The sequence below is a fragment of the Nocardioides marmorisolisilvae genome, assembly GCF_031656915.1.
Lineage (GTDB): Bacteria > Actinomycetota > Actinomycetes > Propionibacteriales > Nocardioidaceae > Marmoricola > Marmoricola terrisoli.
This window is the reverse complement of sequence record NZ_CP134227.1, coordinates 4199156-4222226: the sequence shown is the minus strand read 5'-3', so window position 1 is coordinate 4222226 and position 23071 is coordinate 4199156. Positions and strand designations below refer to the sequence as shown.

Below are 23071 nucleotides of genomic sequence, written 5' to 3'. Positions count from 1 at the left end.
GCCGCCCCGGTGGGGGAAAGTGGGGAAGACAGGCGTGAGTGCAGGCCTCAGCGCGGATCTCGAGATGCTGCGCACGGTGACCGACCGGGTGCGGACCGCGATCGAGACGGTGATCCAGGGCAAGCCCGACGTGGCGCGAACGGCGGTGACGGTGCTCCTCGCGGAGGGCCACCTCCTCATCGAGGACGTTCCGGGCGTGGGCAAGACCGTGCTCAGCAAGGCCCTCGCCCGCTCCATCGACTGCTCGGTACGCCGGATCCAGTTCACCCCCGACCTGCTGCCCTCCGACGTCACGGGCGTGTCGGTGTTCAACCAGGAGAGCCGACGGTTCGAGTTCCGTCCCGGTGGGGTGTTCGCCAACATCGTGATCGGCGACGAGATCAACCGCGCCTCCCCCAAGACCCAGTCGGCGATGCTCGAGTGCATGGAGGAGCGGCAGGTCACAGTCGACGGCTCGACGTACACCCTGGAGTCGCCGTTCATGGTGATCGCGACCCAGAACCCGATTGAGATGGAAGGCACCTACGCGCTGCCCGAGGCCCAGCGGGACCGCTTCATGGCACGGGTCTCGATGGGATACCCCGTCGCCGAGGCCGAGATCGCGATGCTCTCGGCGCGCGACACCCGGCGGCCTCTCGACGACCTCGAGCCGGTCACCGATGCGGTCGAGATCGGCAAGCTGATCCAGGTCGTCTCCAACGTGCACATGGCCCGGAGCGTGCAGGAGTACGCCGTCACCGTCGCCGAGGCGACCCGCCGGTCCCCCGACCTCCGGCTCGGCGCCTCGCCCCGGGCGACGCTGCACCTGGTCCGCGCCGCGAAGGCGACGGCGGCGATGGACGGCCGCGACTACGTCCTGCCCGACGACCTCGCCGGCCTCGCCCCCACGGTGCTCGCCCACCGGCTGCTGCCCACCGTCGAGGCGGCGATGGCCGGCCGAACGCCCGAGGACATCCTCGGCTCAGTGCTGCGCAGCGTGCCGGTCCCCGAGGGCTGAGGGAAGCGGACCGGGCATGCGCGAGGCGCTGCACTCGCTGACCAGCCGAGGCCGGGGCTTCCTGGCCGGCGGCATCACCGCCGTCCTGTGCGGCATGCTGCTCGGGGAGAGGGACCTGGTCCGGATCGGGATCCTGGTTCTGATGCTCCCCCTCGGCACGATGGTCTGGATGGCACGCGCGCGCCACGAGATCAGCCTCGTCCGGACGCTGTCCACGACCCAGGTCGAGGTCGGCCAGCCGGTCGCCGTACGCCTCTCGCTGACCAACCTCGGCCCACGCACCCAGCTGCTGATGGTCGAGGAGCAGCTGCCCTACGCCCTCGGCTCACGGCCGCGCTTCGTGGTCGACCCGATGCAGACCGGCGAGTCGGTGACCCTCGACTACACCGTGCGCAGCGACGTCCGAGGGGGCTACCCGATCGGACCCCTGCGGTTCCGGGTCGGTGACCCGTTCGGCATGCTCGAGCTGCGCCGCACCTTCAGCGCGATCGACCACCTCGTCGTCACGCCACGCGTCGAGACGCTCCCTGCGATCCCGATGATCGGCGCGTACGCCGGCACCGGTGACAACAAGCCGCGGTCGTTCGTCGGCGGAAACGCGGCCGACGTCACCGTCCGGGAGTACCGCCTCGGCGACGACCTGCGACGCGTGCACTGGCCGAGCACCGCGCACTCGGGCGACCTGATGGTGCGCCGCGAGGAACAGCCCTGGCAGGCCCGCTGCACGCTGCTCATCGACAACCGGTCCCGGGCACATCGCGGCCGCGGTGCCTCCTCATCGCTCGAGCCGGCGATCCGGGCCGGCGCCTCGATCGCGCTGCACCTGGCCGGACAGGGCTACCAGGTCCGACTGGTCAGCGCCGCCGGCGAGGAGCTCGGTCACGGCTGGCACGACGGCGAGGTCGCCCTCAACACCCGCTCCCTGCTCGCCAGTCTCGCGGTCCTCCCCGGCCTGGACGCGGAGTCGCTCGCCACCGACTGGGTCGACGAGGCGGTCACCAGCACGCTCTTCGTGGCCGTGCTCGGCGCCGTGGACGAGCGCGACCGGCCGTTCTTCGCGCGGATCGGTCGGGTCGGCGGCTCGACGTACGGGCTGGCGCTGGACGTGGCTCGATGGGCCGGCGCCCATGATGCGCCGGTACCGGCCACGGGCTGGCTGCGCTCGATCGGCTGGAAGGCGGCCCAGCTCGGCCCCGACACACCTCTTCGCCAAGCCTGGCAGGAGCTGACCCGATGACCGGGCTCGCCGGACGGGTCTCGGGGGTCACGATCTCCCTGTTGGCGATGCTCACGACCTGGGCAGCGGTGTGCTCGTGGCGCCCCCTCGTCGCAGCGCCGCATTCGTTCCTGCTGCCGGCCCTCCTCATCGGCGGCCTGGTCGCGCTCGTGGGTGCCGGTGCCCGCGCGGCCCGGCTGCCGACGCTGGCCGTGCCCGTCGTGCAGCTGGTGGTCGCGGTGCTCGCTGTCGCCGGCTGGTTCCACGGCCTGCTCGGCCCAACACACTGGTGGCCGACGCCGAGCTCGCTGACCTCGCTGTTCCACGTCGCGGTCACCGGGTCCGAGCAGCTCAACACCTACGCCTCGCCGGTGCCGGTGCGGTACGCCGCCATCGCCCCCTTCCTCACCCTGTGCGCCCTCGGACTGGTGGTCGTCGTCGACCTGTGCGCCTGCGGGCTGCGACGGGTCCCGCTCGCCGGACTGCCGCTGCTGCTCGCCCTCACCGTCCCGATCAGCGTGCTGGACAGCGGCCTTGCGCTCTGGGTCTTCCTGCTCACCGGTGCGCTGTTCGTGCTCCTGCTCGGTGTCCAGCACACGCGACTGCTGCACGGCTGGGGTCGCGAGGTCAACGCTGCCGACGCCGGCACCCGGATCGGCTCCGTGACCGTGGTCGGCGGCCGGATCGGCGCGGTGGCGATCGTCGGTGCGGTGCTGCTGCCTGTGCTGGTGCCGGTCAGCCACGGCATCTTCAACCGGTCCGGGGACCACGGCAGCGGCAACGGAGACCGGGGGGTCACCCTGGTCAACCCGATGATCGACATCCGGCGTGACCTCATCCAGAAGACCCACACCCCGATGGTCGACGTGCGCACCGACGACCCCGATCCGTCGTACCTCCAGCTGACGGTGCTCGACGCCTTCACCGGGTCGGAGTGGCGTGCCGCCAACCGGAGCCTCCCTGCCGTCAACCGGGCTGACGGCGCGCTCCCGACCGCTCCGGGGATCGCACCGGACATGTCGGGTGCGACCACACGCTGGACGATCCGGATGGCGTCGACCTTCGAGACCCGCTGGCTGCCCGTGCCGGTGCCCACCATCAGCCTGCGAGTGCCAGGCGACTGGCGCTTCGACACTCGCACGCTCGACGTCGTCAACACCGGGAGACCCACCGCGAGCGAGGGGCTCATCTACCACGTCCGGGCGTTCGCCCCGACGTACGACGCCAACGTGCTCAACCACGCGGGTACCCCCGTGGGCCAGGCGGTCACCGCGATGACCGACCTCCCTGCCCACCTTCCACCGGTGATCGCGCGGGTCGCACGCCGGGTGACGCGAGGCGCGACCACGGAGTATCAGCAGGCGGTGGCGCTGCAGGACTGGTTCCGCACCAAAGGCGGGTTCACCTACTCCACGGCGCCCGCGCCCGGCTCGGGGATGGACCTGCTCGCCAAGTTCGTCACGACGCAGCGGATCGGGTACTGCGAGCAGTTCGCCGCCGCGATGGCGGTGATGGGGCGCACCCTGGGCATCCCCAGCCGCGTGGTCGTCGGGTTCCTGCGGCCCAGCGGACCGCCACCGGGGCCGGGTCAGGAGCTGTTCACCAGCGACGACCTGCACGCCTGGCCCGAGTTCTACTTCGCCGGCTCCGGCTGGGTGACGTTCGAGCCGACGCCATCACCACGGACCGGCGAGGCGCCGGCCTACACCCGGCAGCGGCTGAGCAACAAGCCCGAGACGCTACCGACGCAGCGCCCACAGCCGACCCGGAAGGCCAACCCTCGCCCTCGGCTCCCGCAGCACGCGGCCGCGTCGACGCACCACGGCAGCAGCTGGCCGGCGCTGGCGTGGTTGCTCGGCCTCGCGGCGCTCGCGCTGCTGTGCTCGGTGCCGCGGGCGATCCGGTCCCGGCAGCGCCGTAGCCGGATGGCACCCACCACAGACCCGGTCCGGCTGGCCCGCGGCGCATGGCAGGAGCTGCGGGCGACCGCGATCGACCACGGGGTCGGCTGGGCGGATCGTCGGTCGCCGCGGCAGGCGTTGTCGGTGCTGCGCTCCCGGGTCACGGCGGATCCGGATCTGGTGGCACGCCTCGAGCAGTTGACCACGTTCATCGAGCGCGCGCGCTACGCCCGCGCCTTCGAGATCGACGAGAACGAGGCCGAGCAGGTCCGCCACACTGTCGGGACCTGGTCGGCGGAGATCGCCGGCCGGGTCTCGCCGCGCAGTCGCCGGCGGGCGCGCTGGTGGCCGCCGTCCCTGGTCGACCGCGGACGGTCGGACCCGGTGACCATCACGGACGACGTGGCCGCGCAGGTCTGAGCGGTCTGCGGCCGCCGATCAGCAGACGCCGTGGCTCAGTATCCCTGACTGCGACGACGGTTCCAGCGGTGCTCCATCCGCTGCATGAAGGAACCCGAGCCGGACTGCTTGCGCTGCCGGCGCGGTCGCTTGCCACCGTGGACCAGCCGGAACGGGCGGCCACCGTGGTGATGGTCATCGCCGATGTCGAAGGGGTGGTCGGGGACGGGGGGCTCGTGCGGTGCGTGCCGGCCGCGCCACGCACTCAGGCCGAGCGTCGCGGAGGCCAGCATCACCACGAAGCCGAGGATGCCGACCCAGGGCTTGGGCAGCATCACGCCGCCGAGGAGCAGAGCGACCCCGCCGAGGAACACCACGCCAGCGGCGAGGGCGCGGATCCGCGCGGTGCGCTCGAGGGTGCGGCCCTGGAGCGCGGAGACGAACTTCGGGTCCTCGGCCGCGAGGGCGCGTTCCATCTGCTCCAGCAGACGCAACTCCTCTTCCGAGAGCGGCACGACTTCCTCCACTGGCTCGATGACTCACTGGCTCGATGACTGCCTGTCCTCCCAGTCTAGGCGCGCAATCGCCGCTGCGGTAGCCACGTCCGCGCAATCGATGGTCGAACATGCCGTCGGTCCGCGACATGCCTCCCGACCAGCCGTCGCGGCGCGATCAGGAGTGGGTCAGCACAGCGTCAGCGCTTGCTGCAGAGCAGGTGCAGTTGCGTGGCCAGGGTGCGGAACTCCGGACGCTCGGCGACGTCGCGCTCGAGATCGAGCAGGGCCTCGGCCGCACCCGGCTCGAGATCGAGGAGGGTCGAGGGGACCAGGTCGGCGAACACGCGCACGCCATGCACCGCATCGACGGTGAAGCCGGCGTCGACCAGCAGCGTCGTGCACTCGTCGGCGGTGAACCGGCGCTCCCCCGACGCGCGGTCGACACCGGCGAGCAGCTCTCGGGCCTGGCCGAAGTGGCCGGCCATCGCTCGGGCCAGCACCGCGGCATGCCGTTGTCCGACCAGCAGGCTGAGCGTCCCGCCCGGACGCACCACCGAGGCCACCGTGGACAGCGCCCCCGCCGCGTCGTCGAGCAGGCCGAGCACGCCGTGGCACAGCACCAGGTCGGCCGAGGCGGCTCCGACGAGCTCGGCCAGATCGGCGACGTCGCCCTGTCGACCCACCACACGATCGGTGACGCCGGCCTCCTCGGCCCGCCTCGCCGCGGCGGCCAACGCGTCTGGACTCGGATCGACGACCGTGACCTGGTGCCCGAGCTCGGCGATGCGTACGGCGAAGCCGCCGGTGCCACCACCGAGGTCCACCACTGCCTGGCCGGGGGTGGCCAGCGCGACGCTGGAGCGCAGCGCCTCCCAGACCACCGCGCTGCGCACCGCGCTTCGGCGCGCGAGCGGGCGCTCGATCGGCCGATCGGCGGAGGGCTCCGTGGGCACCATGCCCACAGACTAGGGCTCGGCCCGGTGGCCCGCCGGGTCAGGCGACCTGGATGGGCAGATGGGTGGTCAGACCGAGCATGGTCTCGACGAGGGCCAGGAAGCGGTCCGCGTCGCGGACCAGGTCATCTGCCTCGCGTGCGCTGACGGCGCGCCTGGATCCCGCCTCCGCCGCGGCGCGCTTCGGGGCACCGGCCGCGAAGAAGGTCGCCCACTCGGCGAGCTCCGGGGCGACCTCGGCCAGCAGCACCCACGCGTTGGTCTGCCGCCGTCGACCCGCAACGACCGGCTGCGCCCGGGCCGCCAGCAGCGCAGCCGTGGCGCGCAGCGCGGCGACGTGGGCCAACGCATAGCGCTCGGGGACGTCGGCCGAGGTGATCGCCTCACGCAACGAGGTCGCCGCGCGCTCGAGATAGGCATGGGTCGCCGCGGGCAGGTAGAGCGGGCGGGCCCACCTGTCCTCGTGGCCGTCGTGTCGTCGTGTCGCCTGCTGCTCGTCGCCCTGGGTGTACACGGTCTCTCCCTTCGAAGCTACGGATCCGGCGACCCCAGCCGGTGGCCCCGGCGAGGGGCGGGGGTCGAGGTCGTCCCTCGCCGGGGACCTGTTCGAACAGATGTTCGAACAAGGCAGACGTTACACCTTCCCGGGGACAGTCGGTCAAGGGCGACCCCGTCGCTAGGCTCACCCCCATGGCCGAGCACCCGTCGATCACGAACTTCCGCGCCCGACTCGAGGAGGTGGAGGGACGCCCGGTCGAGGAGGGACGCATCGTCGTGCTGCCCGACTCGGTGCACACCGCCCAGCTCGCTGCAGATGCCCTCGGCTGCGAGGTCGGCGCCATCGCGAACAGCCTGCTCTTCGCCGCGACGGACGGGTCCGGTGCCGACGAGCCGGTGCTGATCCTCACCTCGGGTGCGCACCGCGTCGACACCGAGAAGGTCGCCGCCGAGCAGGGATGGGGCAGTCTGCGCAGAGCCAGCGCCGCGTTCGTCCGTGAGCACACCGGGCAGGTCATCGGCGGAGTCTCGCCGATCGGCCACCCCCGGCCGGTGCGCACCTTCCTGGACCCCACCCTGCGTCAGTACGACGTGGTCTGGGCAGCTGCCGGGCACCCGGCGGCCGTGTTCCGCTCGACGTACGACGAGCTGCAGGCGATGACCGGCGCCACGGAGATCACCGTCAACTGACCGGCCGCCGACCGCCCACCGAGGAGCAAGCATGGAGATCTGGATCAACCCGGCGTGCAGCAAGTGCCGAACCGCGAAGGCGGCACTCGACGAGGCCGGCATCAGCTACACCGAGCGCCGCTACCTCGACGACCCGCCCACGGTCGCCGAGCTGGCCGAGGTGCTGGACCGGATGGGGCTGCAGCCCTGGGACATCGCGCGGCCCAAGGAGACCGCGGCGGCGGGCATCGTCCTTCCCCGGGACCCCGAGCACCGCGAGGAGTGGCTGGCCGCGATGGCGGCCGACCCCGCCACGATCCAGCGACCCATCATCACCGCCGACGACGGCACCACGGCGGTCGCACGCGACGAGGAGACCCTCGCCCGCTTCATCGGCTGAGCCCCGCGACGCCGTCGCGGGGCGCGGACCCTCCCCCGTGGGGATCCGCGCCCCGCACCATGACTGACGCGCCAGGTCTCGGAAAGGTTGCTCCGGCCGACGAACTTTCTCTCCACGGGTGACGCGGCCGCCCGCACCCGGCCACGCGGGCCGCACTACGCTCGGGCGGGTGACCGCCCTTCCGGACCTGCTGCTGTCCGCCTCCGCGCCCGCAGGGGGCTGACGGCGTGGCCGACGTGGTGGTTGTGGGCGGTGGGTTCGGCGGGATGGCGAGCGCTGCCCGGCTCGCGAAGCTCGGTCATGGGGTGACGCTTCTCGAGGCCTCCCCCGGACTCGGTGGCGCGTTGGGCCTCGTCGAGCAGGACGGCTTCTGCTGGGACTCCGGGCCGACCACGACGCTCCTTCCCGCCGTCGTCCGGGACCTCTTCCGCAAGTCGGGTCGCGCCGTGGAGAAGGAGGTCGACCTGGTGCCGGTCAGCCCGGTCGCCCAGCACCGGTTCGAGGACGGCACCGAGCTCGACCTTCCCAGCGGCCGGGCCGCGCAGCTGCACGCGGTCACCGACGCGCTCGGCGACGGACCGGCAGGTGAGTGGGTCGAGTACGTCGACCGCCTCGGTGAGGTCTGGGAGGCCCTCCGTCGCGACCTGTTCGAGCGGCCGTGGTCCGACGCGCAGGCCAGCAAGGAGTCCCGCGACCTGCTGTCCTCGAGGCTGACCCTGCAGCGCCACGTGCACCGGTCGCTCCGCGACGAGCGGCTGCGCTCGGTGGCGCTGCACAGGAGTCTTCTCGAGGGCCACCAAGCTCGCGACGTCCCCGCCTGGCAGGCGATGTGGTCCTACCTGGAGCAGAAGTTCGGCGCCTGGACCGTGCCCGGCGGGATCGGCCAGCTCACCGACGTCCTCGCCGACCGGCTCCGGACCCGTGGGGTCACCGTCCTGACCGGCACGACGGTCACCGACCTCGTGGTCGAGCAGGAGCGCGTGGTCGCCGTACGCACCCACGCGGGCCCGGTCGAGGCCGACGTCGTGGTCGTGGCGATCGACCCGCGCCGGCTACCGGTCCTCGCGCTGTACGTCGAGCGGACCATGCCGGCCATCCCGCCGGTGCTGTGCCACCTGGGCCTGTCCGGGGAGGTCCCGGACCTGCCCGCCGAGGTGGTGCTGCACGGAGACCCGATGCTGGTGCTGCGCACGACCGGACGCGCCCCGGACGGCGCCCACGCCTGGACCCTGCTCGGGCGGGGCCGGATCGCCGAGGACCTGGTCAACGTCCTGCAGCGCAACCGGATCCGGATCCGCGACCAGGTCGAGGTCCGCGTCGATCTGTCCCCCCGGCAACTGGTGGAGCAGTGGCACGGATCCCCCGCCGGCGTGCTCTGGCAGGGCCGGGCCAGCCTGATGCGCCGGCTCGGTCCGGACACCCCGATCGGCGGGGTGTTCCTCGCGGGGGCGCACTCGCGGCTCGGCGCCGGTCTCCCCTCGGTCGGCCTCTCGGCCGCTCTGGTCGCCCAGCGCCTCGGGCCCGCCTGAAATCGGTCGTCAGCCGGGTTCTGCCGTGGTGGGATGCGACCATGGGCCTCCAGACGTACGCCGACCTCGGCCGCAACGCCGTCGTACGTCGCATCCTCGGACTCGGTCTGCTGATCCGCATCCCGATGTGGGCCGCGGGCGTGGTCGTCACGCTGCACGTGGTGACCCATCTCGGTCGCTCGTACGCCGAGGCGGGCCTGGTCGACGCCGTGCTGGCGCTGGCCATCGCGATCAGCGGCCCGTGGCGCGGCCGGCTGCTGGACCGGATCGGGCTGCGAGCGACCGTCGCGCCCTCCCTCGCGGCGACCGCGGTCTGCTGGTGCCTGGCCCCCTGGGTGGGCTACTGGCCGCTGATCGTGCTGGTCGGCGTGGCCGGGCTCTTCACGGTGCCCACCTTCTCGATCGTCCGCCAGGTCCTGATCGGCGCGGTCCCCGACCGCCAGCGCACCGCGGTGCTGTCGGTGGACTCGGTGTTCGTCGAGTTCTCGTTCATGATCGGGCCGGTGCTCGGGGTCCTGGCGGCGACCTACCTCGGCACCCCGGTGGCGCTGCTGGTCTGTCAGCTCGCGGCGGTCGTGGGCGGGCTGGCGCTCTGGATCGACAACCCCTCGCTCGGCGGCGACACGGCCGGCCGTGTCGCGGACACCGGTGCCGGGACCGGCGACCGCCACCGGCTCCGTGACCTGATCAGCCCCGCCGTGCTGGTGATCCTGCTGACCTGCGCTACCGCGACGGTGGTGCTGACCGGCGCGGACCTCGGCACCGTCGCCGCGCTGCGGCACATGGGGCACACCACGTCGATCGGGTGGGTGCTGGCGCTCTGGGGCGCCGGCAGCGCGGTCGGAGGCATCGTGTACGGCGCCCTGCGCAGGCATCCGCCCTCGGCCGTCCTCCTGGTCGGGCTCGGGGCCAGCACGGCACTGGTCGCGCTCGCCGACGACCGGCTGACGTTCACCGTGCTGCTGTTCGTGTCCGGCCTGTTCTGCGCCCCCACCATCACCGCGACCGTCGACGACCTCTCCCGGGCCGTCCCGGCCCGGGTCCGGGGCGAGGCGATGGGGTGGCACGGCTCCGCACTCACCCTGGGTGGCGCGGCCGGGGCACCGCTGGTCGGCAGCGCCATCGACAGCGGTGGGTGGCAGTCCGCCTTCGAGGTCGCCGGGCTGCTCGGGCTCGCCATCGCAGCCGCCGGTCTGGTCTGGAGACTGGCCCGCGGCAGGAGGGCCCTGTTACGCGCTGGCCCCGAGGGCGGCGAAGATCTCGCGAGTGGCCTTGGACCGGTTCAGGGTGTAGAAGTGCAGGCCGGGAGCGTCGCCGGCGAGTAGCTCGTCACAGAGCTCGGCCGAGATCCGGATTCCCTCGGCGCGCAGCTTCTCGGGCTCGCCCTCGAGCGGCATGATCCGGTCGAGCACCTGTGCGGGCATCTGCCGTCCGGACAGCTCGACCATCCTGGTCATCGAGCGCAGGTTCAGGATCGGCATGATGCCGGGCACGATCGGGATCTCGACGCCGGCCGCGCGGCAGCGCTCGACCAGGCTGAAGTAGTCCGATGCGCGCAGCACCATCTCGGTGACGGCGAACTCCGCGCCGGCGTCCTGCTTGGCCTTCATCACCTGGACGTCGTGGTCCAGCGACGGCGCATCGATGTGGCCCTCGGGGAAGGCTGCGACACCGATGCTGAAGCCGGTCGCCTCACGGACCAGTGCCACCAGGTCGCAGGCATGGTCCACCCCGCCGGGCGTGGGCACCCAGGCAGTGCGCGGGCCCGCCGGCGGGTCGCCGCGCAGCGCGAGCACGTTGCGCACCCCCGCCTCGCGCAGCGTCGCGAGGATGGTGCGGATCTCCTGGGTGGTGTGCCCCACGCAGGTCAGGTGCGCCATCGGCAGCATCGTGGTCTCGGTGGCGATCCGGCGGGTGATCGCGATGGTGCGGTCCCGCGTCGTGCCGCCCGCGCCGTACGTCACCGAGACGAACGTCGGGCGCAGCGACTCGAGCTCACGGATGGACCGCCACAGGACCTCCTCGCCCTCCGCGTCCTTCGGCGGGAAGAACTCGAAGGAGAACGACCGCCAGCCCCGGGCCAGCTGCTCACCGATCGACTCGCGTGGCGATGGCCCGGCCGAGGACCCGGGGCCGGGGTCACCTGGAAGCATGGCGCCGAGGATACGGGGCTACGGTGGGGCCCGTGACCCGGACCGACAACAGGTGGGATGGCGGCTGGGACCCGTCGGCGTTCCGCGAGGGCATCGAGGCCACCTGCCAGGAGTTCGTGGACCACCAGGCCGGCTGGCTCGACGCCCTCGGACCCGACGCGGCCCGCCTCGTCGAGCACGCCCGCACCAGTGTCTCCGGCGGCAAGCGGTTCCGCGCCGCGTTCTGCTGGTGGGGACACCTCGCTGTGGCGCCGGCCGGGGACGAGAAGGCTCTGCTGCGCGCCTGTGGGTCGCTGGAGCTGCTGCACGCCAGCGCCCTGGTGCACGACGACTACATGGACCTCTCCGACGTACGCCGCGGCCGGCCGGCGACCCATCGGGCCTTCGCCACGTTGCACGCCGAACAGCGCTGGTCTGGCTCGTCGGAGCAGTACGGCGCCTCCGCGGCGATCCTGCTCGGCGACCTGCTGCTGGCCTGGGCCGACGAGATGCTGCGCACCTGCGGCCTGCCGGCGACCCGGGTCCTCGACGCGCTCGCCTTCTTCGACCTGACCCGCACCGAGGTGGTGACCGGCCAGTTCCTCGACGTCTCCGCCCAGGCCCGTGGCGCCAGCGACGTCGACCTGGCGATGACCGTGTTGCGCTACAAGTCGGCCAAGTACTCCATCGAGCGCCCGTTGCACATCGGCGCGGCCCTCGCCGGCGCCGATGAGGAGGTGCAGCGGCAGCTCACCCGCTTCGGCCTGCCGCTCGGCGAGGCGTTCCAGCTGCGCGACGACCTGCTCGGCGTCTTCGGTGACCCGGCCGTGACCGGCAAGCCGGCCGGCGACGACCTGCGGGAGGGCAAGCGCACCGTCTTGGTCGCACTGGCACTCGACGCCCTCCCCCCGGACGCCGCCCGCGAGCTGAACGACGCGCTGGGCACCCCGCTCGACCTCGATGCGGTGCAGCGGCTGCGTGCGCTGATCGAGGAGTCGGGAGCCCGCGAGCAGGTGGAGAAGGTGATCAGCGAGCTGACCGACCGCTCACTCGAGGCCCTCGACGCCGCCCACATCGACGATGGGGCGCGCACGGTGCTGCGCAGCCTGGCCGACGCGGCGACGCAGCGCGCGGTCTGAGCCCCTCACGCCCCTCACGTCCCGAGCTCAGCCGTCCAACGAGGCCACGTCCAGCTCGGGCCCGTCGCCGCGCAGCAGCGTGACGAACGCGGGCTGCTCGACGGCCCGGCCGGCCAGCACGTCGACGGCGACGTCGAAGGCGTGCCGGTCCTCACGCGCGAACGGCCCCCAGCCGTCCCATAGCAGCACGGTGCCGGCGCCCTCAGGCCCCGAGACGTCGCGCAGGCAGTCGACCAGCGCGTCGAAGTTCTCGCCGTACCACTCCGGGAAGGCGAGAGCCTTGCCCACTTCCGTCAAGAAGCCCGCCTTGTCCTGGTGGGTCCACCCATCCACGCAGGCGAAGCCCCAGCCGGCATGCTCGACCGTGTGCCGCACGTCGGCGACGTCGAATCCGGCGTGCCAGCGATAGACACCGGCGGCGTGGCGTCCGGCGAGGAGCCCGGCCAGGCCGCTCACCGCGGCACCCCTGCGATGGTGCTCGTTCGATCGTTCATCACGGCGCTCCCTCGATCTGTCGGAACGACCGGTAGTGGTCGTCGGTGTAGTAGAGCTCGTGGTGCTGCCCCGCGATGATCCTCCGGGCCCCCCGGTCCGGCGACCCCGGCGTCACCACGGTGTACTCCCGGTAGTAGCCCGTCGGCTCCGACGGCAGCAGCCCCTCGGCGTTGTGGAAGATCGTGTCGTCCTGCGCGTAGGGGTAGGGCCCACCGGATCGGATCAGCACGAGCGTGTGCTGCGCCTCCGGAGGCAGGTCGGACATCGCGACGGTGTGTCCGACGGACCCGTCATGGCCCGCGGAGCTGCCGTGTTCGTGCTGGACCAGCCCGATGACGACGACCGCGATCACGGTCAGCACCACGACGACCAGCTGGGCGATCCTCAGCGGCGGCAGCGATCCCGACTCGTTGCGTCCCACGGCGTCAGAAGGCCATGGCCTGGGCCCGGCGCTTGACCTCCGCACCACGATTCTCCCGCAGCGCGTCGATCGGCCGCCCGGGGAGCGTGTCGTCCGGGGTGAACAGCCAGGTGAGTGCCTCGGTGTCGTCGTACCCGCCGTCGTGCAGCACGGTGAGGACCCCGGGGACGCCCTTGACGATGGCACCCGCGTCGATCAGCTCGGCAGGCAGCTTCGGACCCTCACCGGGCACCGGTACGACGGCAGCCAGCTGGTGCTCGCGGACCAGCTGGCGCACCCTGCTGGAGCTCACGCCGAGCAGTCGGCCGGCGGCGCTCCAGTCCAGCCACTCCGCGATCAGCGTGGCCAGGTCGTGGGTGTGTTGCGAGGTCTCGTTGTCGGTGTCGTTCGCCACTCCTCCATGCTGCCAGCCGCAGCGCGATCCCGCGATTCGGCCGGCCGAGCAACTAAACTGCGCGCACAGCGACCGGAGTCCACCCGATGTGGACACCTTCCCCATCCGGCGCCTGGAGGAATGCCGTGGCAAACGCGAACGACCCGTTGATCGGGCGCGTCCTCGACGGCAGGTACCGCGTCGGTGCACGCATCGCCCGTGGCGGCATGGCCGTCGTGCACGAGGCTACGGACCTCCGCCTGGACCGCACGGTGGCCGTCAAGGTGATGCACGCCGGGCTGGCCGACGACGGCGAGTTCGTGGCCCGCTTCGAGCGGGAGGCGCGCTCAGCGGCCCGGCTGGCACACCACAACGTGGTCGCCGTCTTCGACCAGGGGGACGACGAGGGCACCCTCTTCCTGGTGATGGAGTACGTCCCCGGGATCACCCTGCGCGACCTGATCCGCAAGGACGCACCGATGCCTCCGGCGCGGGCCCTCGCGCTGCTCGACCCGGTGCTGCGGGCCCTCAGCGCGGCCCACCATGCGGGGATGATCCACCGCGACGTCAAGCCGGAGAACGTGCTGCTGCCGGACGACGGCGGCCCCGACGGCGTCAAGGTCGCCGACTTCGGGCTGGCCCGCGCGATCAACGCCGAGACCCAGCACACCGCGACCGGTGGCGTGCTCATCGGCACCGTCTCCTACCTCGCACCCGAGCTGGTCACCTCCGGGCGCGCCGACGCACGCGCGGACGTGTACGCCGCCGGCGTACTCCTCTACGAGATGCTGACCGGCGCCAAGCCCCACCAGGCCGACAGCCCCATCCAGGTCGCCTACAAGCACGTGCACGAGGACATCCCGCCACCGTCGGCCGCCGTACCCGGCATCCCGACGTACGTCGACGCCCTGGTCGCTCGGGCGACCGCGCGGGACCCCTCCCAGCGCCCGGCCGACGCCGGGGTGATGCTGCACCAGCTCCGCCGGGTGCGACAGGCCCTCGACCACGGCGTCACCGACGACCCCGAGCTGACCGCCGACCTCGCGCCACTGCGGCACGGCCCCGACGCGACCGACGAGATCCCGCTCCCCGACGTGGAGGCGACCTCGCACCTGCCGTCGCGGATCATCGACCCCTCGACGCCGGGCGGCGCGGACGACATGTTCAAGGTGGCAGACGCGTTCGGGCCGTCGGCCACCGGAGCACCCGCCACGGTCGCAGTACGACCGCCCGCAGATCCGGTGCCGGTCACCGGCCGGGTGGTGGCCCACCCCGGCCCGCCGTACCGACCGCGTCGGCGACGCCGCGGGCCGCTGCTGCTCGCCGTCCTCCTGGTGCTGGTACTGCTGGTGGGCCTGGGCACCTGGTATTTCGGGATCGCGCGCTACACGGTCACCCCGGGGGTCATCGACCTCTCCCAGAGCGCGGCGTCGGCCAAGCTGCAGAAGGCCGGGCTGCGGATGACGGTCTCCGGCCGGGAGTACTCCGAGACCGTCGCCAGGGGCGCGGTGACCAGCACCAGCCCTGATGCCGGCGAGCGGATCCTCAAGCATGGGACGGTCAGCGTGGTCATCTCCCGTGGGCCCGAGCGACACAAGGTGCCCCGGGTGCGCGGGATGACGCTCGACCGGGCCCAGGCCGCCATCCAGGACTCGAAGCTCGCCTTCGGGCGCGCGCTGATGCAGTACAACGAGAAGGTGCCACAGGGACAGGTGATCCGGTCCGATCCGGCCGCCGGAACCGAGTTGCGCCGCGACACCGCCGTCGACGTGGTGGTCAGCAAGGGACCCAAGCCGATCACGATCCCCGACTTCACCGGCCGCTCCGCCACCAAGGCGAAGAACCGGCTCAGCGATCTCGGCTTCAAGGTCAGCGACACCTCCCAGTTCTCCGACAGCGTCCCCGCCGGCAAGGTGGTCAGCCAGTCACCGGCCAGCGGCACCGGGCACCGCGGCGACGCGATCGAGCTGGTCGTCTCCAAGGGTCCGGAGCTGGTCACCGTGCCGAGCCTGCAGGGCAAGTCGTACGACGATGCGGCGGCCACCCTGGAGTCGCTCGGGCTCCAGCCTCGGCGCCGCGAGTCGCCGTTCTACATCGGGCTGAACCGGGTGGCGCACGTGTCGCCCTCTCCGGGGGCGAGGGTGCGCAAGGGGTCCGTCGTCACCCTCGATCTGGTCTGATCGCTATACCACACTGATGCTCAAAGCACCACTGTTGTCACATCAGCAACACAGGTATCGTCCGTAGGCGCTCAGCTCCGTCAACGGAGGGACATCTCGGGATGCCAGCCGCTCGCCTCGTCACCGCCCTCGCGGTGCCGCTCACCCTCGCGCTCGCGATGACCGCGGTCGATCTGACCGCGGGCTCCGCGTCCGCCGCAGGTCAACGCCACCCCTGGCCCGGCCACCCCGGCCGGCACATCGTGGTGCACACCGTGCGGTCCGGGGACACCGTCACCGGCCTCGCGGTGCGCTTCCACGCCTGGACCGCCGAGCTCATCAGCATCAACCACCTGGGGCGCAGCGGGGTCATCCGCATCGGCGAGCGGCTGCGGATCCCGGTGGTCGACCGGGCACTCCGGCCGCACCACAGGACCCGGCACCACAAGGCGCACCACCACACCCGGCACCACCAGGTGCGCCACCACACCCGGCACCGGACCCATCACGACCAGGTGATGCATCGCCGCGGCTGGCGGCACTACAAGCTCAGCCGCACGCAGGTCCGCCGTACCGTCACCCACAGCGCGCACCGGCACCGGGTGCCGGCGAACCTGGCCCTGGCGATCGCCTGGCAGGAGAGCGGCTGGCACCAGCCGCTGGTCTCCAGCGCGGGCGCCGTCGGAGTCATGCAGCTGTTGCCCAGCACCGGGCAGTGGATGAGCCAGTACGCCGGACGCCGGCTCAACATCCGCGACACCTACGACAACGTGCTCGGCGGCGTCACCCTGATCCGGGTGCTTCGTGCGAACACCCACGGTGACAAGAACGCCGTCGCGGCGTACTACCAGGGGCTCGGGGCCGTCCAACGGCACGGCTGGTACCGATCGACCAAGGGCTACGTGCGCAGCGTGTGGGCGATCCGCAAGCATCTCGAGCGCACCGGATCCCCCACCGGCTGAGGCACTGCCCCGGCCATAGGGTGCGGTCATGAGCGACCGCACCAGCCTTCTCGCCAGCACAGCGCTGCTGGCGATGGCGGCGTGCTGGGGATCGACCTTCTTCCTGATCCACGACCTGCTCACCCGGGTCCCGGTCGTCGACTTCCTGGCGGTTCGGTTCGCAATCGCAGCGCTCACCCTGCTCCTGCTCGCGCCGCGCGCCGTCGGACGGCTCAGCGCGGTCAAGCGGCGGCACGCGATCGCCCTGGGCTGCCTCTACGGCGCCGCCCAGATCCTGCAGACCGCGGGGCTCGCGCACACTCCGGCGAGCGTGTCCGGCTTCATCACCGGGATGTACGTGGTCTGCACGCCGCTGTTCGCCGCCGTCGTACTGCACACCAGGATCGTGCCGATGACCTGGTTCGCGGTCGGGTTGGCCGTGCTCGGCCTCGCCGTACTGACCCTGACCGGCCTGTCCTTCGGGTACGGCGAGGCGCTGACCCTGGTGGCGGCCATGGTCTACGCGCTCCACATCGTCGGCCTGGGCGCCTGGTCGACCCCACGGGACGCGCTCGGGATGTCCATCGTGCAGATCATCGTGATCGCGGTGATCTGCACGGTGGCGGCACTGCCGCACGGGATCGCCCTCCCCCACCGTCCGGCGGACTGGATCTCGGTGGTCTACATGGCGGTGTTCGCGGGCGCCCTGGCGATGCTCGGGCAGACCTGGGCACAGGCGCACCTGGCTCCGACACGGAGCGCGATCATCATGAGCATGGAGCCGGTGTTCGCGGCCTTCTTCGCCGTACTGCTGGGCAGCGAGTCGGTCACCTCCCGGATGATCCTCGGCGGCGGTCTCGTCGTGGCGGCGATGCTCATCGTCGAGACCCTGCCGCGCCGCAAGGTCGAGGCCGAGGTCCCCCACATCGCCGTCTGAGCCGAAGGGCTTGTCGAGAACGCCGTCCGGGCGGACCATGCAAGGGAGAGCTCCCCTGCACCCAGGAGGCGGCCATGACCGCACACGTGATCGTCCTCGACCGGACCATCAACGCGACCGTGGAGGACGTCTGGAACGTCCTCACCGACGTCGCGCAGGAGGACCGGGTCCGGCACGGAGTCAGCCACGTGGAGCTGCTCACCGAGGGGCCCTACGACGTCGGCACCCGCTGGCGCGAGCAGCGCAGCCTCCTGGGCCACCACGGAGAGGAGGAGCTCGAGGTCGTCGAGTCGGTGCCGCCTCGACACACGATGGTGATGACCAGGCTGGGAAAGGACCGGGTCAGCACGTCGTACTCGCTGACGCCGCACGACCACACGACCCGGCTCTCGATGACGCTCTCGGCCGACATGTCCGACCGCTCACCGGTCGGCAAGGCGCTGTGGAGCACGTGGGGCGTCTTCGACTACGAGCACACGCGCAAGCTGCTCCGGCACGACCTCGACGACATCGCCGCCGCGGCCGAGGCGGCCCACCTGCAGTCCTGAGCATCCACATCGCGGATGCCCGCCGACCCGCTCGGCGTGGGCCGGTACCGTTCTCACGTGCGCACCTGGACCTATCTCTTTGCCAGCTCGCCGGGGGTCCCAGACACGGGACAGCCGACGGCGGCCGGTTAGGTCACGTCGCGCGCACAACCAGCCCCTGGCAGACGCTCCAGGGGCTTTGTGGTCTCCGGGGCCCCATCAAGGAGGAACACCCATGGTCGTGGTGATGAAACCGGATGCCACCGACGAGGAGATCGCCCACGTCACCGAGCGCGTGGAGGGCGTCGGCGGAGAGGCGTTCGTGAGCCGCGGTGTCGTGCGCACCATCATCGGCCTGGTGGGCGACATCGAGTCGTTCCACGGTCTGAACCTGCGCACCATGGCGGGTGTCGCGGACGTCCACCGCATCTCGGACCCGTTCAAACTGGTCAGCCGACAACACCACCGCGACCGCTCGACGGTCTGGGTCGGCGCCGATCGCCAGGTGCCGATCGGCCCGGACACGTTCACCTTCATCGCCGGCCCGTGCGCCGTCGAGACCCCGCAGCAGACCCTGGAGGCCGCGGAGATGGCCAAGGCGGCCGGCGCCACCCTGCTCCGTGGCGGGGCGTTCAAGCCGCGGACGTCGCCGTACGCCTTCCAGGGTTTGGGCGTCCGCGGGCTCGAGATCCTCGCCGATGTCCGCGAGGTCACCGGGCTGCCTGTGGTCACCGAAGTCGTCGACGCTCGCGACGTGAGCATCGTGGTCGAGCACGCAGACATGCTGCAGATCGGCACCCGCAACATGGCGAACTTCGGGCTGCTCCAGGCCGTCGGCGAGGCCGGCAAACCGGTCCTGCTCAAACGCGGCATGACCGCGACCATCGAGGAATGGCTGATGGCTGCGGAGTACGTCGCACAACGCGGCAACCTCGACGTGGTGCTGTGCGAGCGTGGCATCCGGACCTTCGAGCCGTCCATGCGCAACACCCTGGACATCTCCGCGGTGCCGGCCGTGCAGGCGATCTCGCACCTCCCGGTGATCATCGATCCCTCACACGCGGCGGGCCGCAAGGACCTGGTGGTGCCGCTGGCCCGGGCCGGCATCGCGGTCGGCGCCGACGGCGTGATCGTCGACGTGCATCCGGATCCGGAGAGCGCCCGCTGCGACGGTCCGCAGGCCCTGCTCGGCAATGACCTGCGCGCCCTTGCCCAGGCCTGTCGACAGCTGCCGCCGGTGGTCGGTCGCGAAGACGCCGCGCAGCGGATCCGGACGGTCGGGAGCGCCGTCTGACGCGCTCGTCGGGGGCGGTCTCCCAGACCGCTCGCGGGAGCGCGCCGGTGGCCCGGACAGGCGTGCCTGGCCGGGTCGGGCGGATCGGTCTGCTCAGTGGGGCCTGGTGACCGGTGCGAGGTGGGTGCGACCTGAGGGGTCGGTCCACTCGTAGTCGCCGGCGGGCAGCCGTCGGTAGCGCCAACGGGTGAAGGTCTTGAGCCGGTGGTGTCGTCGACACAGCGGCGCCAGGTGGTCCGGTCGTGTCTGGCCCGGCGGCCCGCCCTCGTCCATCGGGACGTAGGGCTGGATGTGGTCGAGGTCGCAGGACCGGGCGTCGCGGCCGCACCGCGAGAACACGCAATGGCCATCGCGGAGGATGACGAGCTCGCGCATCCAGGCCGGCGGGTCATGGGCATCGACGGCGTCGGTTCGACCCAGGTCGAGGACCGGCCTGATCGTCAGGTCCGTCTCGCGGAGCCAGTCGGCGAGCAGGTCCAGGGTGGCCGGGCCGAGCCTCTCGACGACGCCGATGCCCGTGCCGTCGCCGTCGCCCCCGGCCGCGAGGTCCTCGGCTCGCACGTGCACGTGCAACGTTGCCGGCAGAGACGACTTCTTCGACCTGGCGCCGTCGCCGCCGAAAGCCAGGTCGAGCTCGCCGGTCATCAACTGGTCGGCGATCAGGCCAAGGGCCTTCGCCCGGCGCACATCCAACGGATCTGCATCCCCGGCCGCGGCGAGCTCAGCCGCCTTCGCGGCGACAAGAGCGTTGAACTTCACGGCATCGGTCGCGGAGAGGCGGCCACGGAGACCGGCGGCGGCGATGTCGCCGGGCCGCGCCGGTGATCCCCCGCGGCGGGTGGGAAAGTCGATGTCGAGATGTCGGGAGTCGCGCGCTTGTCGTTCGGCCTCGGCAGTCTTGTCCGCGTCCCACTTCGCGGTGGCGTAGGCGATCTCCTTCTCGATCCGCCGCCAAGCGACTCGCCCCGCAAGGTGCGCAGTGCGCGTGTCGACGTAGTCAGCAGCCTCGGCCGGCAGACCGGTGCATGCGGAGGCGAGCTTGCGGGCCAGCCACACCGGCACCGCCCCCGCGCGAACCCGCGCCCACAGCCTGGGGTGCCGGTAGGCCAGGTCGAGGGCGTCGGCGACCAGGCTCATCGCCTGCCCGGTCGAGACCTCCAGCCGGACCGCAAGGTGTTCCACACAGAACTCGGCCACCGCCGGCGTCCCCTCCCCGCCGAGATGATCCAAGCCGTCCGCGTCGGTGGCGAGATTCATCAGTGCCAGATCCCATGACGCACAGTCGCCCGGAGTGCCGGGATGTGCCTGCGCCCACGTCAGCACCGCCTCCAGCTTCGCGATCCCGGCCCAGCGCTCCTGGACGTCGCAGTCGGCGACGTGGTCCAGCAGTGGATCGGACACGACGGGAGCGCGCCGGGTGGCGGGCCGAATGCCGTTGTATCCACTCATCTGTTCGATCCGCATACTCCCATCATGCCTGCGCCCACCGACAGTAATGCTCGGTAGGCCGCATCAGTCCCCACTGGCAGGATCGGGTCATGCTTCGCTTTCCGACCCCACTCAAGCCGGGCGACACGATCGCCGTGACGTCACCGTCGGCGGGGGCGAGCGGCTCCGGCGCTGAGCGCGTCTCCTTCGGCGTGAACTGGCTGCGCGACCAGGGCTACGCCGTGATCGTCGGGGCGTGCATGGACGGGTCGGGGATCACCTCTGCGCCAGCCGAGCGGCGCGCCGCCGAACTGACGGCCATGCTGTGCGACCCGACCATCCGTGCAGTCGTTCCTCCTTGGGGCGGTGAAACCGCGATCGACCTCGTTGACCTGCTCGACTGGGACGCCCTCGCTGCCGCCGAACCCACGTGGCTCGTCGGCTACTCCGATCTGTCGACGGTGCTGCTGCCCATCACCACACGTCTCGGCTGGGCAACCCTGCACGGCGACAACCTCGCCGACACGCCCTACCGAACTCCGGCCGGTTTGCAGTCGTGGATCGCGTTGGCGTCGGGCCCGGGACCGCATGTTCAGCGCGACTCGGGTCGGATCGCCGACTGGTGGCAATTCCAAGAAGACCCCCACGCCGTCGACTGGAAGGACATCAGCACCGCCAGTTGGCGACTCCACGGCGCCGAATCGGTCTCTGCGACGGGTCGGTTGATCGGTGGGTGCATCGAGGCGGTCGCCAACCTGGCCGGCACGCCCTACGGCGATGTCGCCGGCTTTGGTGAGCAGCATGCCGAAGACGGCTTGATCGTCTACCTCGAAGCCGCAGAAGACGAGGCAGCGACGATCTGCCGCAATCTCCACGGGCTTCGACTGGCCGGATGGTTCGAGCACGCCAACGCGATCCTGATCGGCCGGACCAACGCCGCCGACAATCCGAAGCTGACGCAGGACGAGGCGGTCATCGACGCGCTCGGGCGCCTCGAACTGCCGATAGTGCTCGACCTCGAGATCGGACACGTGCCGCCGCACCTCCCTCTGGTCAACGGCGCGCTGGCGACCCTGACGGTCGACGGGGACACTCGCCAGATCACGCAGGAACTGAGGTAGAGCGCCGGCCTCGCTCGTCAAGACGCGCCGAACTCACCGTGACGGCACGCCGGAGCATCTGTATCGAGCCTCGAGCCGAACCTGTGGAGAACTGTTCCCGCGGCCGATCCGGGTGCCGTGTCGTGACCACAGCTCTCAGCGGACGGGTCCGGTGACGGCTACCGGATCGGTGCGTCGGTGTCGGTGTCGGTGTCGGCCACGATGTTGGGTACCCCCGGGCGTGTGCTTCTCCGTCCAGGCCGACCTCGCCGTCGGCGCCGCGATCGTGCCGGTGGCCGCCCTGAGCCTGCGGGAGGTGCGCTGTCGGCGCGAGGTCGCGTTCGCCGCGCTGCCCACGGTGTTCGCCGCCCACCAGTTCATCGAGTCGCTCGTCTGGGCCGGTGACGACGGCGACGTGTCCTCGGGCGTCGCGCACGCGGCAGCGGTCGCGTACGTCGTGATCGCACTGCCCCTGCTGCCACTGCTGGTCCCGGTCGCGGTGCTGCTGCTGGAGCCGCGGAACCGCCGGGCCCGGATGTGGCCGTTCGTGGGCCTCGGGGCGGTGGTGTCGGCGTACCTCGCCTGGACGGTCGCCGCCCACGGCGTGCAGGTCACCGCCCATCCGCACGCCTTGGAGTACGACGTCGGGCTGGCCGCCCCACTCGTCTGGACCGTGCTCTATGTGCTGGCGGTCATCGGCGCGGCGGTGCTGTCCGGCTATCGCTCGATCGTCGTGTTCGGTGTGCTCAACCTGGTCGGGCTGGTCGTGGTGGCCTGGTTCTACAGCCACACGTTCGCCTCGCTGTGGTGCATCTACGCCGCAATGACGTCAGTGCTGGCGCTGGCACACCTGTGGCTGAGGCGACACCTTCCCGATCTCGAGCGGCTCGGCACAGCGTGAGCCGGATGAGCGGGCGAGCCGATGGTCACCGACCGCGAGCGCGCCGATGGCCCGGGCAGGCGGATGCCTGGCCGGGTCCGGCGGTGTGACCAGCGAGGCTGGCGGTGGAGCGGGAGACGGCGGTCAGAGGGGTGCGAGGTAGGTCCGGCCCGTCGGGTCGGTCCA

Annotated in this window: 23 protein-coding genes; 15 read left to right on the top strand and 8 right to left on the bottom strand. The window is 71.7% G+C overall.

Annotated features, from left to right (window positions below):
* Positions 1-64: 64 nt before the first annotated feature.
* Genes Q9R13_RS20165 through Q9R13_RS20155 form a run of 3 tightly spaced genes read left to right on the top strand, consistent with a single transcriptional unit; the run spans position 65 to position 4534 of the window.
* Positions 65-997 carry an AAA family ATPase gene (locus Q9R13_RS20165; protein ID WP_310965138.1) on the top strand — a complete coding sequence of 311 codons (933 nt, stop codon included), beginning with the start codon at positions 65-67 and terminating at the stop codon, positions 995-997.
* Positions 998-1013: 16 nt separating this feature from the next.
* On the top strand, positions 1014-2234 hold the full coding sequence (locus Q9R13_RS20160; RefSeq protein WP_310962968.1) for a DUF58 domain-containing protein: 1221 nt from the start codon (positions 1014-1016) through the stop codon (positions 2232-2234).
* The gene (locus tag Q9R13_RS20155; RefSeq protein ID WP_310962967.1) at positions 2231-4534 is read left to right on the top strand and encodes a transglutaminase family protein; all 2304 of its coding nucleotides are present in this window, start codon (positions 2231-2233) and stop codon (positions 4532-4534) included. Before Q9R13_RS20160 ends, Q9R13_RS20155 begins: the two co-directional genes overlap by 4 nt.
* A 35-nt stretch (positions 4535-4569) precedes the next feature.
* On the opposite strand, the gene Q9R13_RS20150 is transcribed toward Q9R13_RS20155, so the two are convergent.
* The 3 genes from Q9R13_RS20150 to Q9R13_RS20140 form a co-directional block, all read right to left on the bottom strand.
* Positions 4570-5028, bottom strand: coding sequence for a DUF3040 domain-containing protein (locus Q9R13_RS20150; protein ID WP_310962966.1), 459 nt, complete (start codon positions 5026-5028; stop codon positions 4570-4572).
* Positions 5029-5207: 179 nt separating this feature from the next.
* A complete protein-coding gene (locus Q9R13_RS20145) occupies positions 5208-5966 on the bottom strand; it encodes a methyltransferase (protein WP_310962965.1) in 759 nt (252 codons plus the stop codon).
* A gap of 37 nt (positions 5967-6003) precedes the next feature.
* A complete protein-coding gene (locus tag Q9R13_RS20140) occupies positions 6004-6477 on the bottom strand; it encodes an SAV_6107 family HEPN domain-containing protein (protein WP_310962964.1) in 474 nt (157 codons plus the stop codon).
* A 176-nt stretch (positions 6478-6653) separates the two neighbouring features.
* On the opposite strand from Q9R13_RS20140, the gene Q9R13_RS20135 reads away from it, so the two are divergent.
* The 4 genes from Q9R13_RS20135 (at position 6654) to Q9R13_RS20120 (ending at position 10384) form a co-directional block, all read left to right on the top strand.
* Positions 6654-7151, top strand: a complete 498-nt coding sequence (locus Q9R13_RS20135) for a YbaK/EbsC family protein (protein ID WP_310962963.1) — start codon at positions 6654-6656, stop codon at positions 7149-7151.
* Positions 7152-7182: 31 nt separating this feature from the next.
* Positions 7183-7530, top strand: coding sequence for an ArsC/Spx/MgsR family protein (locus tag Q9R13_RS20130; protein WP_310962962.1), 348 nt, complete (start codon positions 7183-7185; stop codon positions 7528-7530).
* Between the two features lie 227 nt (positions 7531-7757).
* Entirely contained in the window at positions 7758-9059 is a 1302-nt protein-coding gene (locus Q9R13_RS20125; protein ID WP_310962961.1) for a phytoene desaturase family protein, read from the top strand.
* Positions 9060-9100: 41 nt separating this feature from the next.
* Positions 9101-10384, top strand: coding sequence for an MFS transporter (locus tag Q9R13_RS20120; protein ID WP_310962960.1), 1284 nt, complete (start codon positions 9101-9103; stop codon positions 10382-10384).
* On the opposite strand, the gene metF is transcribed toward Q9R13_RS20120, so the two are convergent.
* The gene (gene metF, locus Q9R13_RS20115; protein ID WP_310962959.1) at positions 10289-11212 is read right to left on the bottom strand and encodes a methylenetetrahydrofolate reductase [NAD(P)H]; all 924 of its coding nucleotides are present in this window, start codon (positions 11210-11212) and stop codon (positions 10289-10291) included. The two genes, Q9R13_RS20120 and metF, sit on opposite strands and share 96 nt — an antisense overlap.
* 32 nt (positions 11213-11244) lie before the next feature.
* Between metF and Q9R13_RS20110 the strand changes: the two genes are divergently transcribed.
* On the top strand, positions 11245-12330 hold the full coding sequence (locus Q9R13_RS20110; protein WP_310962958.1) for a polyprenyl synthetase family protein: 1086 nt from the start codon (positions 11245-11247) through the stop codon (positions 12328-12330).
* 27 nt (positions 12331-12357) lie between these two features.
* Here Q9R13_RS20110 and Q9R13_RS20105 read toward each other — a convergent pair whose 3' ends face one another.
* The 3 genes from Q9R13_RS20105 to Q9R13_RS20095 are packed head-to-tail and all read right to left on the bottom strand — an operon-like array spanning position 12358 to position 13640.
* On the bottom strand, positions 12358-12786 hold the full coding sequence (locus Q9R13_RS20105) for a barstar family protein (protein WP_310962957.1): 429 nt from the start codon (positions 12784-12786) through the stop codon (positions 12358-12360).
* A gap of 37 nt (positions 12787-12823) precedes the next feature.
* The gene (locus tag Q9R13_RS20100) at positions 12824-13246 is read right to left on the bottom strand and encodes a guanyl-specific ribonuclease (protein ID WP_310962956.1); all 423 of its coding nucleotides are present in this window, start codon (positions 13244-13246) and stop codon (positions 12824-12826) included.
* A gap of 4 nt (positions 13247-13250) precedes the next feature.
* Positions 13251-13640: an Rv2175c family DNA-binding protein gene (locus Q9R13_RS20095; RefSeq protein ID WP_310962955.1), complete on the bottom strand. Its 390-nt coding sequence runs from the start codon at positions 13638-13640 to the stop codon at positions 13251-13253.
* A 125-nt stretch (positions 13641-13765) separates the two neighbouring features.
* Between Q9R13_RS20095 and pknB the strand changes: the two genes are divergently transcribed.
* The 5 genes from pknB to aroF all read left to right on the top strand — a co-directional run bounded on the left by pknB (position 13766) and on the right by aroF (position 19477).
* A complete protein-coding gene (gene pknB, locus Q9R13_RS20090; RefSeq protein WP_310962954.1) occupies positions 13766-15799 on the top strand; it encodes a Stk1 family PASTA domain-containing Ser/Thr kinase in 2034 nt (677 codons plus the stop codon).
* Positions 15800-15900: 101 nt separating this feature from the next.
* Positions 15901-16740 carry a transglycosylase SLT domain-containing protein gene (locus Q9R13_RS20085; RefSeq protein ID WP_310962953.1) on the top strand — a complete coding sequence of 280 codons (840 nt, stop codon included), beginning with the start codon at positions 15901-15903 and terminating at the stop codon, positions 16738-16740.
* 28 nt (positions 16741-16768) lie between these two features.
* Positions 16769-17656: a DMT family transporter gene (locus Q9R13_RS20080; RefSeq protein ID WP_310962952.1), complete on the top strand. Its 888-nt coding sequence runs from the start codon at positions 16769-16771 to the stop codon at positions 17654-17656.
* A gap of 74 nt (positions 17657-17730) precedes the next feature.
* Positions 17731-18204, top strand: a complete 474-nt coding sequence (locus tag Q9R13_RS20075; protein WP_310962951.1) for an SRPBCC family protein — start codon at positions 17731-17733, stop codon at positions 18202-18204.
* 214 nt (positions 18205-18418) lie between these two features.
* Positions 18419-19477 carry a 3-deoxy-7-phosphoheptulonate synthase gene (aroF, locus tag Q9R13_RS20070; protein ID WP_310962950.1) on the top strand — a complete coding sequence of 353 codons (1059 nt, stop codon included), beginning with the start codon at positions 18419-18421 and terminating at the stop codon, positions 19475-19477.
* A 93-nt stretch (positions 19478-19570) separates the two neighbouring features.
* Here aroF and Q9R13_RS20065 read toward each other — a convergent pair whose 3' ends face one another.
* Complete coding sequence (locus Q9R13_RS20065) at positions 19571-20941, bottom strand: HNH endonuclease signature motif containing protein (protein ID WP_310962949.1); 1371 nt, start codon at positions 20939-20941, stop codon at positions 19571-19573.
* A 74-nt stretch (positions 20942-21015) separates the two neighbouring features.
* On the opposite strand from Q9R13_RS20065, the gene Q9R13_RS20060 reads away from it, so the two are divergent.
* Together Q9R13_RS20060 and Q9R13_RS20055 are read left to right on the top strand one after the other, a co-directional pair.
* Positions 21016-22026 (top strand): S66 family peptidase, encoded by a 1011-nt coding sequence (locus tag Q9R13_RS20060; RefSeq protein ID WP_310962948.1) that lies wholly within the window; start codon positions 21016-21018, stop codon positions 22024-22026.
* Positions 22027-22246: 220 nt separating this feature from the next.
* Entirely contained in the window at positions 22247-22906 is a 660-nt protein-coding gene (locus tag Q9R13_RS20055) for a DUF6629 family protein (RefSeq protein ID WP_310962947.1), read from the top strand.
* Positions 22907-23071 lie beyond the last annotated feature (165 nt).

Excerpts from the sequence above, each read along its gene's own strand:
- Q9R13_RS20165 (WP_310965138.1), top strand. The coding sequence starts at position 65 with ATGCTGCGCACGGTGACCGACCGGGTGCGGACCGCGATCGAGACGGTG.
- Q9R13_RS20160 (WP_310962968.1), top strand. The coding sequence starts at position 1,014 with ATGCGCGAGGCGCTGCACTCGCTGACCAGCCGAGGCCGGGGCTTCCTG.
- Q9R13_RS20155 (WP_310962967.1), top strand. The coding sequence starts at position 2,231 with ATGACCGGGCTCGCCGGACGGGTCTCGGGGGTCACGATCTCCCTGTTG.
- Q9R13_RS20145 (WP_310962965.1), bottom strand. The coding sequence starts at position 5,966 with ATGGTGCCCACGGAGCCCTCCGCCGATCGGCCGATCGAGCGCCCGCTC.
- Q9R13_RS20135 (WP_310962963.1), top strand. The coding sequence starts at position 6,654 with ATGGCCGAGCACCCGTCGATCACGAACTTCCGCGCCCGACTCGAGGAG.
- Q9R13_RS20130 (WP_310962962.1), top strand. The coding sequence starts at position 7,183 with ATGGAGATCTGGATCAACCCGGCGTGCAGCAAGTGCCGAACCGCGAAG.
- Q9R13_RS20120 (WP_310962960.1), top strand. The coding sequence starts at position 9,101 with ATGGGCCTCCAGACGTACGCCGACCTCGGCCGCAACGCCGTCGTACGT.
- metF (WP_310962959.1), bottom strand. The coding sequence starts at position 11,212 with ATGCTTCCAGGTGACCCCGGCCCCGGGTCCTCGGCCGGGCCATCGCCA.
- Q9R13_RS20085 (WP_310962953.1), top strand. The coding sequence starts at position 15,901 with ATGCCAGCCGCTCGCCTCGTCACCGCCCTCGCGGTGCCGCTCACCCTC.
- Q9R13_RS20080 (WP_310962952.1), top strand. The coding sequence starts at position 16,769 with ATGAGCGACCGCACCAGCCTTCTCGCCAGCACAGCGCTGCTGGCGATG.
- Q9R13_RS20075 (WP_310962951.1), top strand. The coding sequence starts at position 17,731 with ATGACCGCACACGTGATCGTCCTCGACCGGACCATCAACGCGACCGTG.
- aroF (WP_310962950.1), top strand. The coding sequence starts at position 18,419 with ATGGTCGTGGTGATGAAACCGGATGCCACCGACGAGGAGATCGCCCAC.
- Q9R13_RS20065 (WP_310962949.1), bottom strand. The coding sequence starts at position 20,941 with ATGCGGATCGAACAGATGAGTGGATACAACGGCATTCGGCCCGCCACC.
- Q9R13_RS20060 (WP_310962948.1), top strand. The coding sequence starts at position 21,016 with ATGCTTCGCTTTCCGACCCCACTCAAGCCGGGCGACACGATCGCCGTG.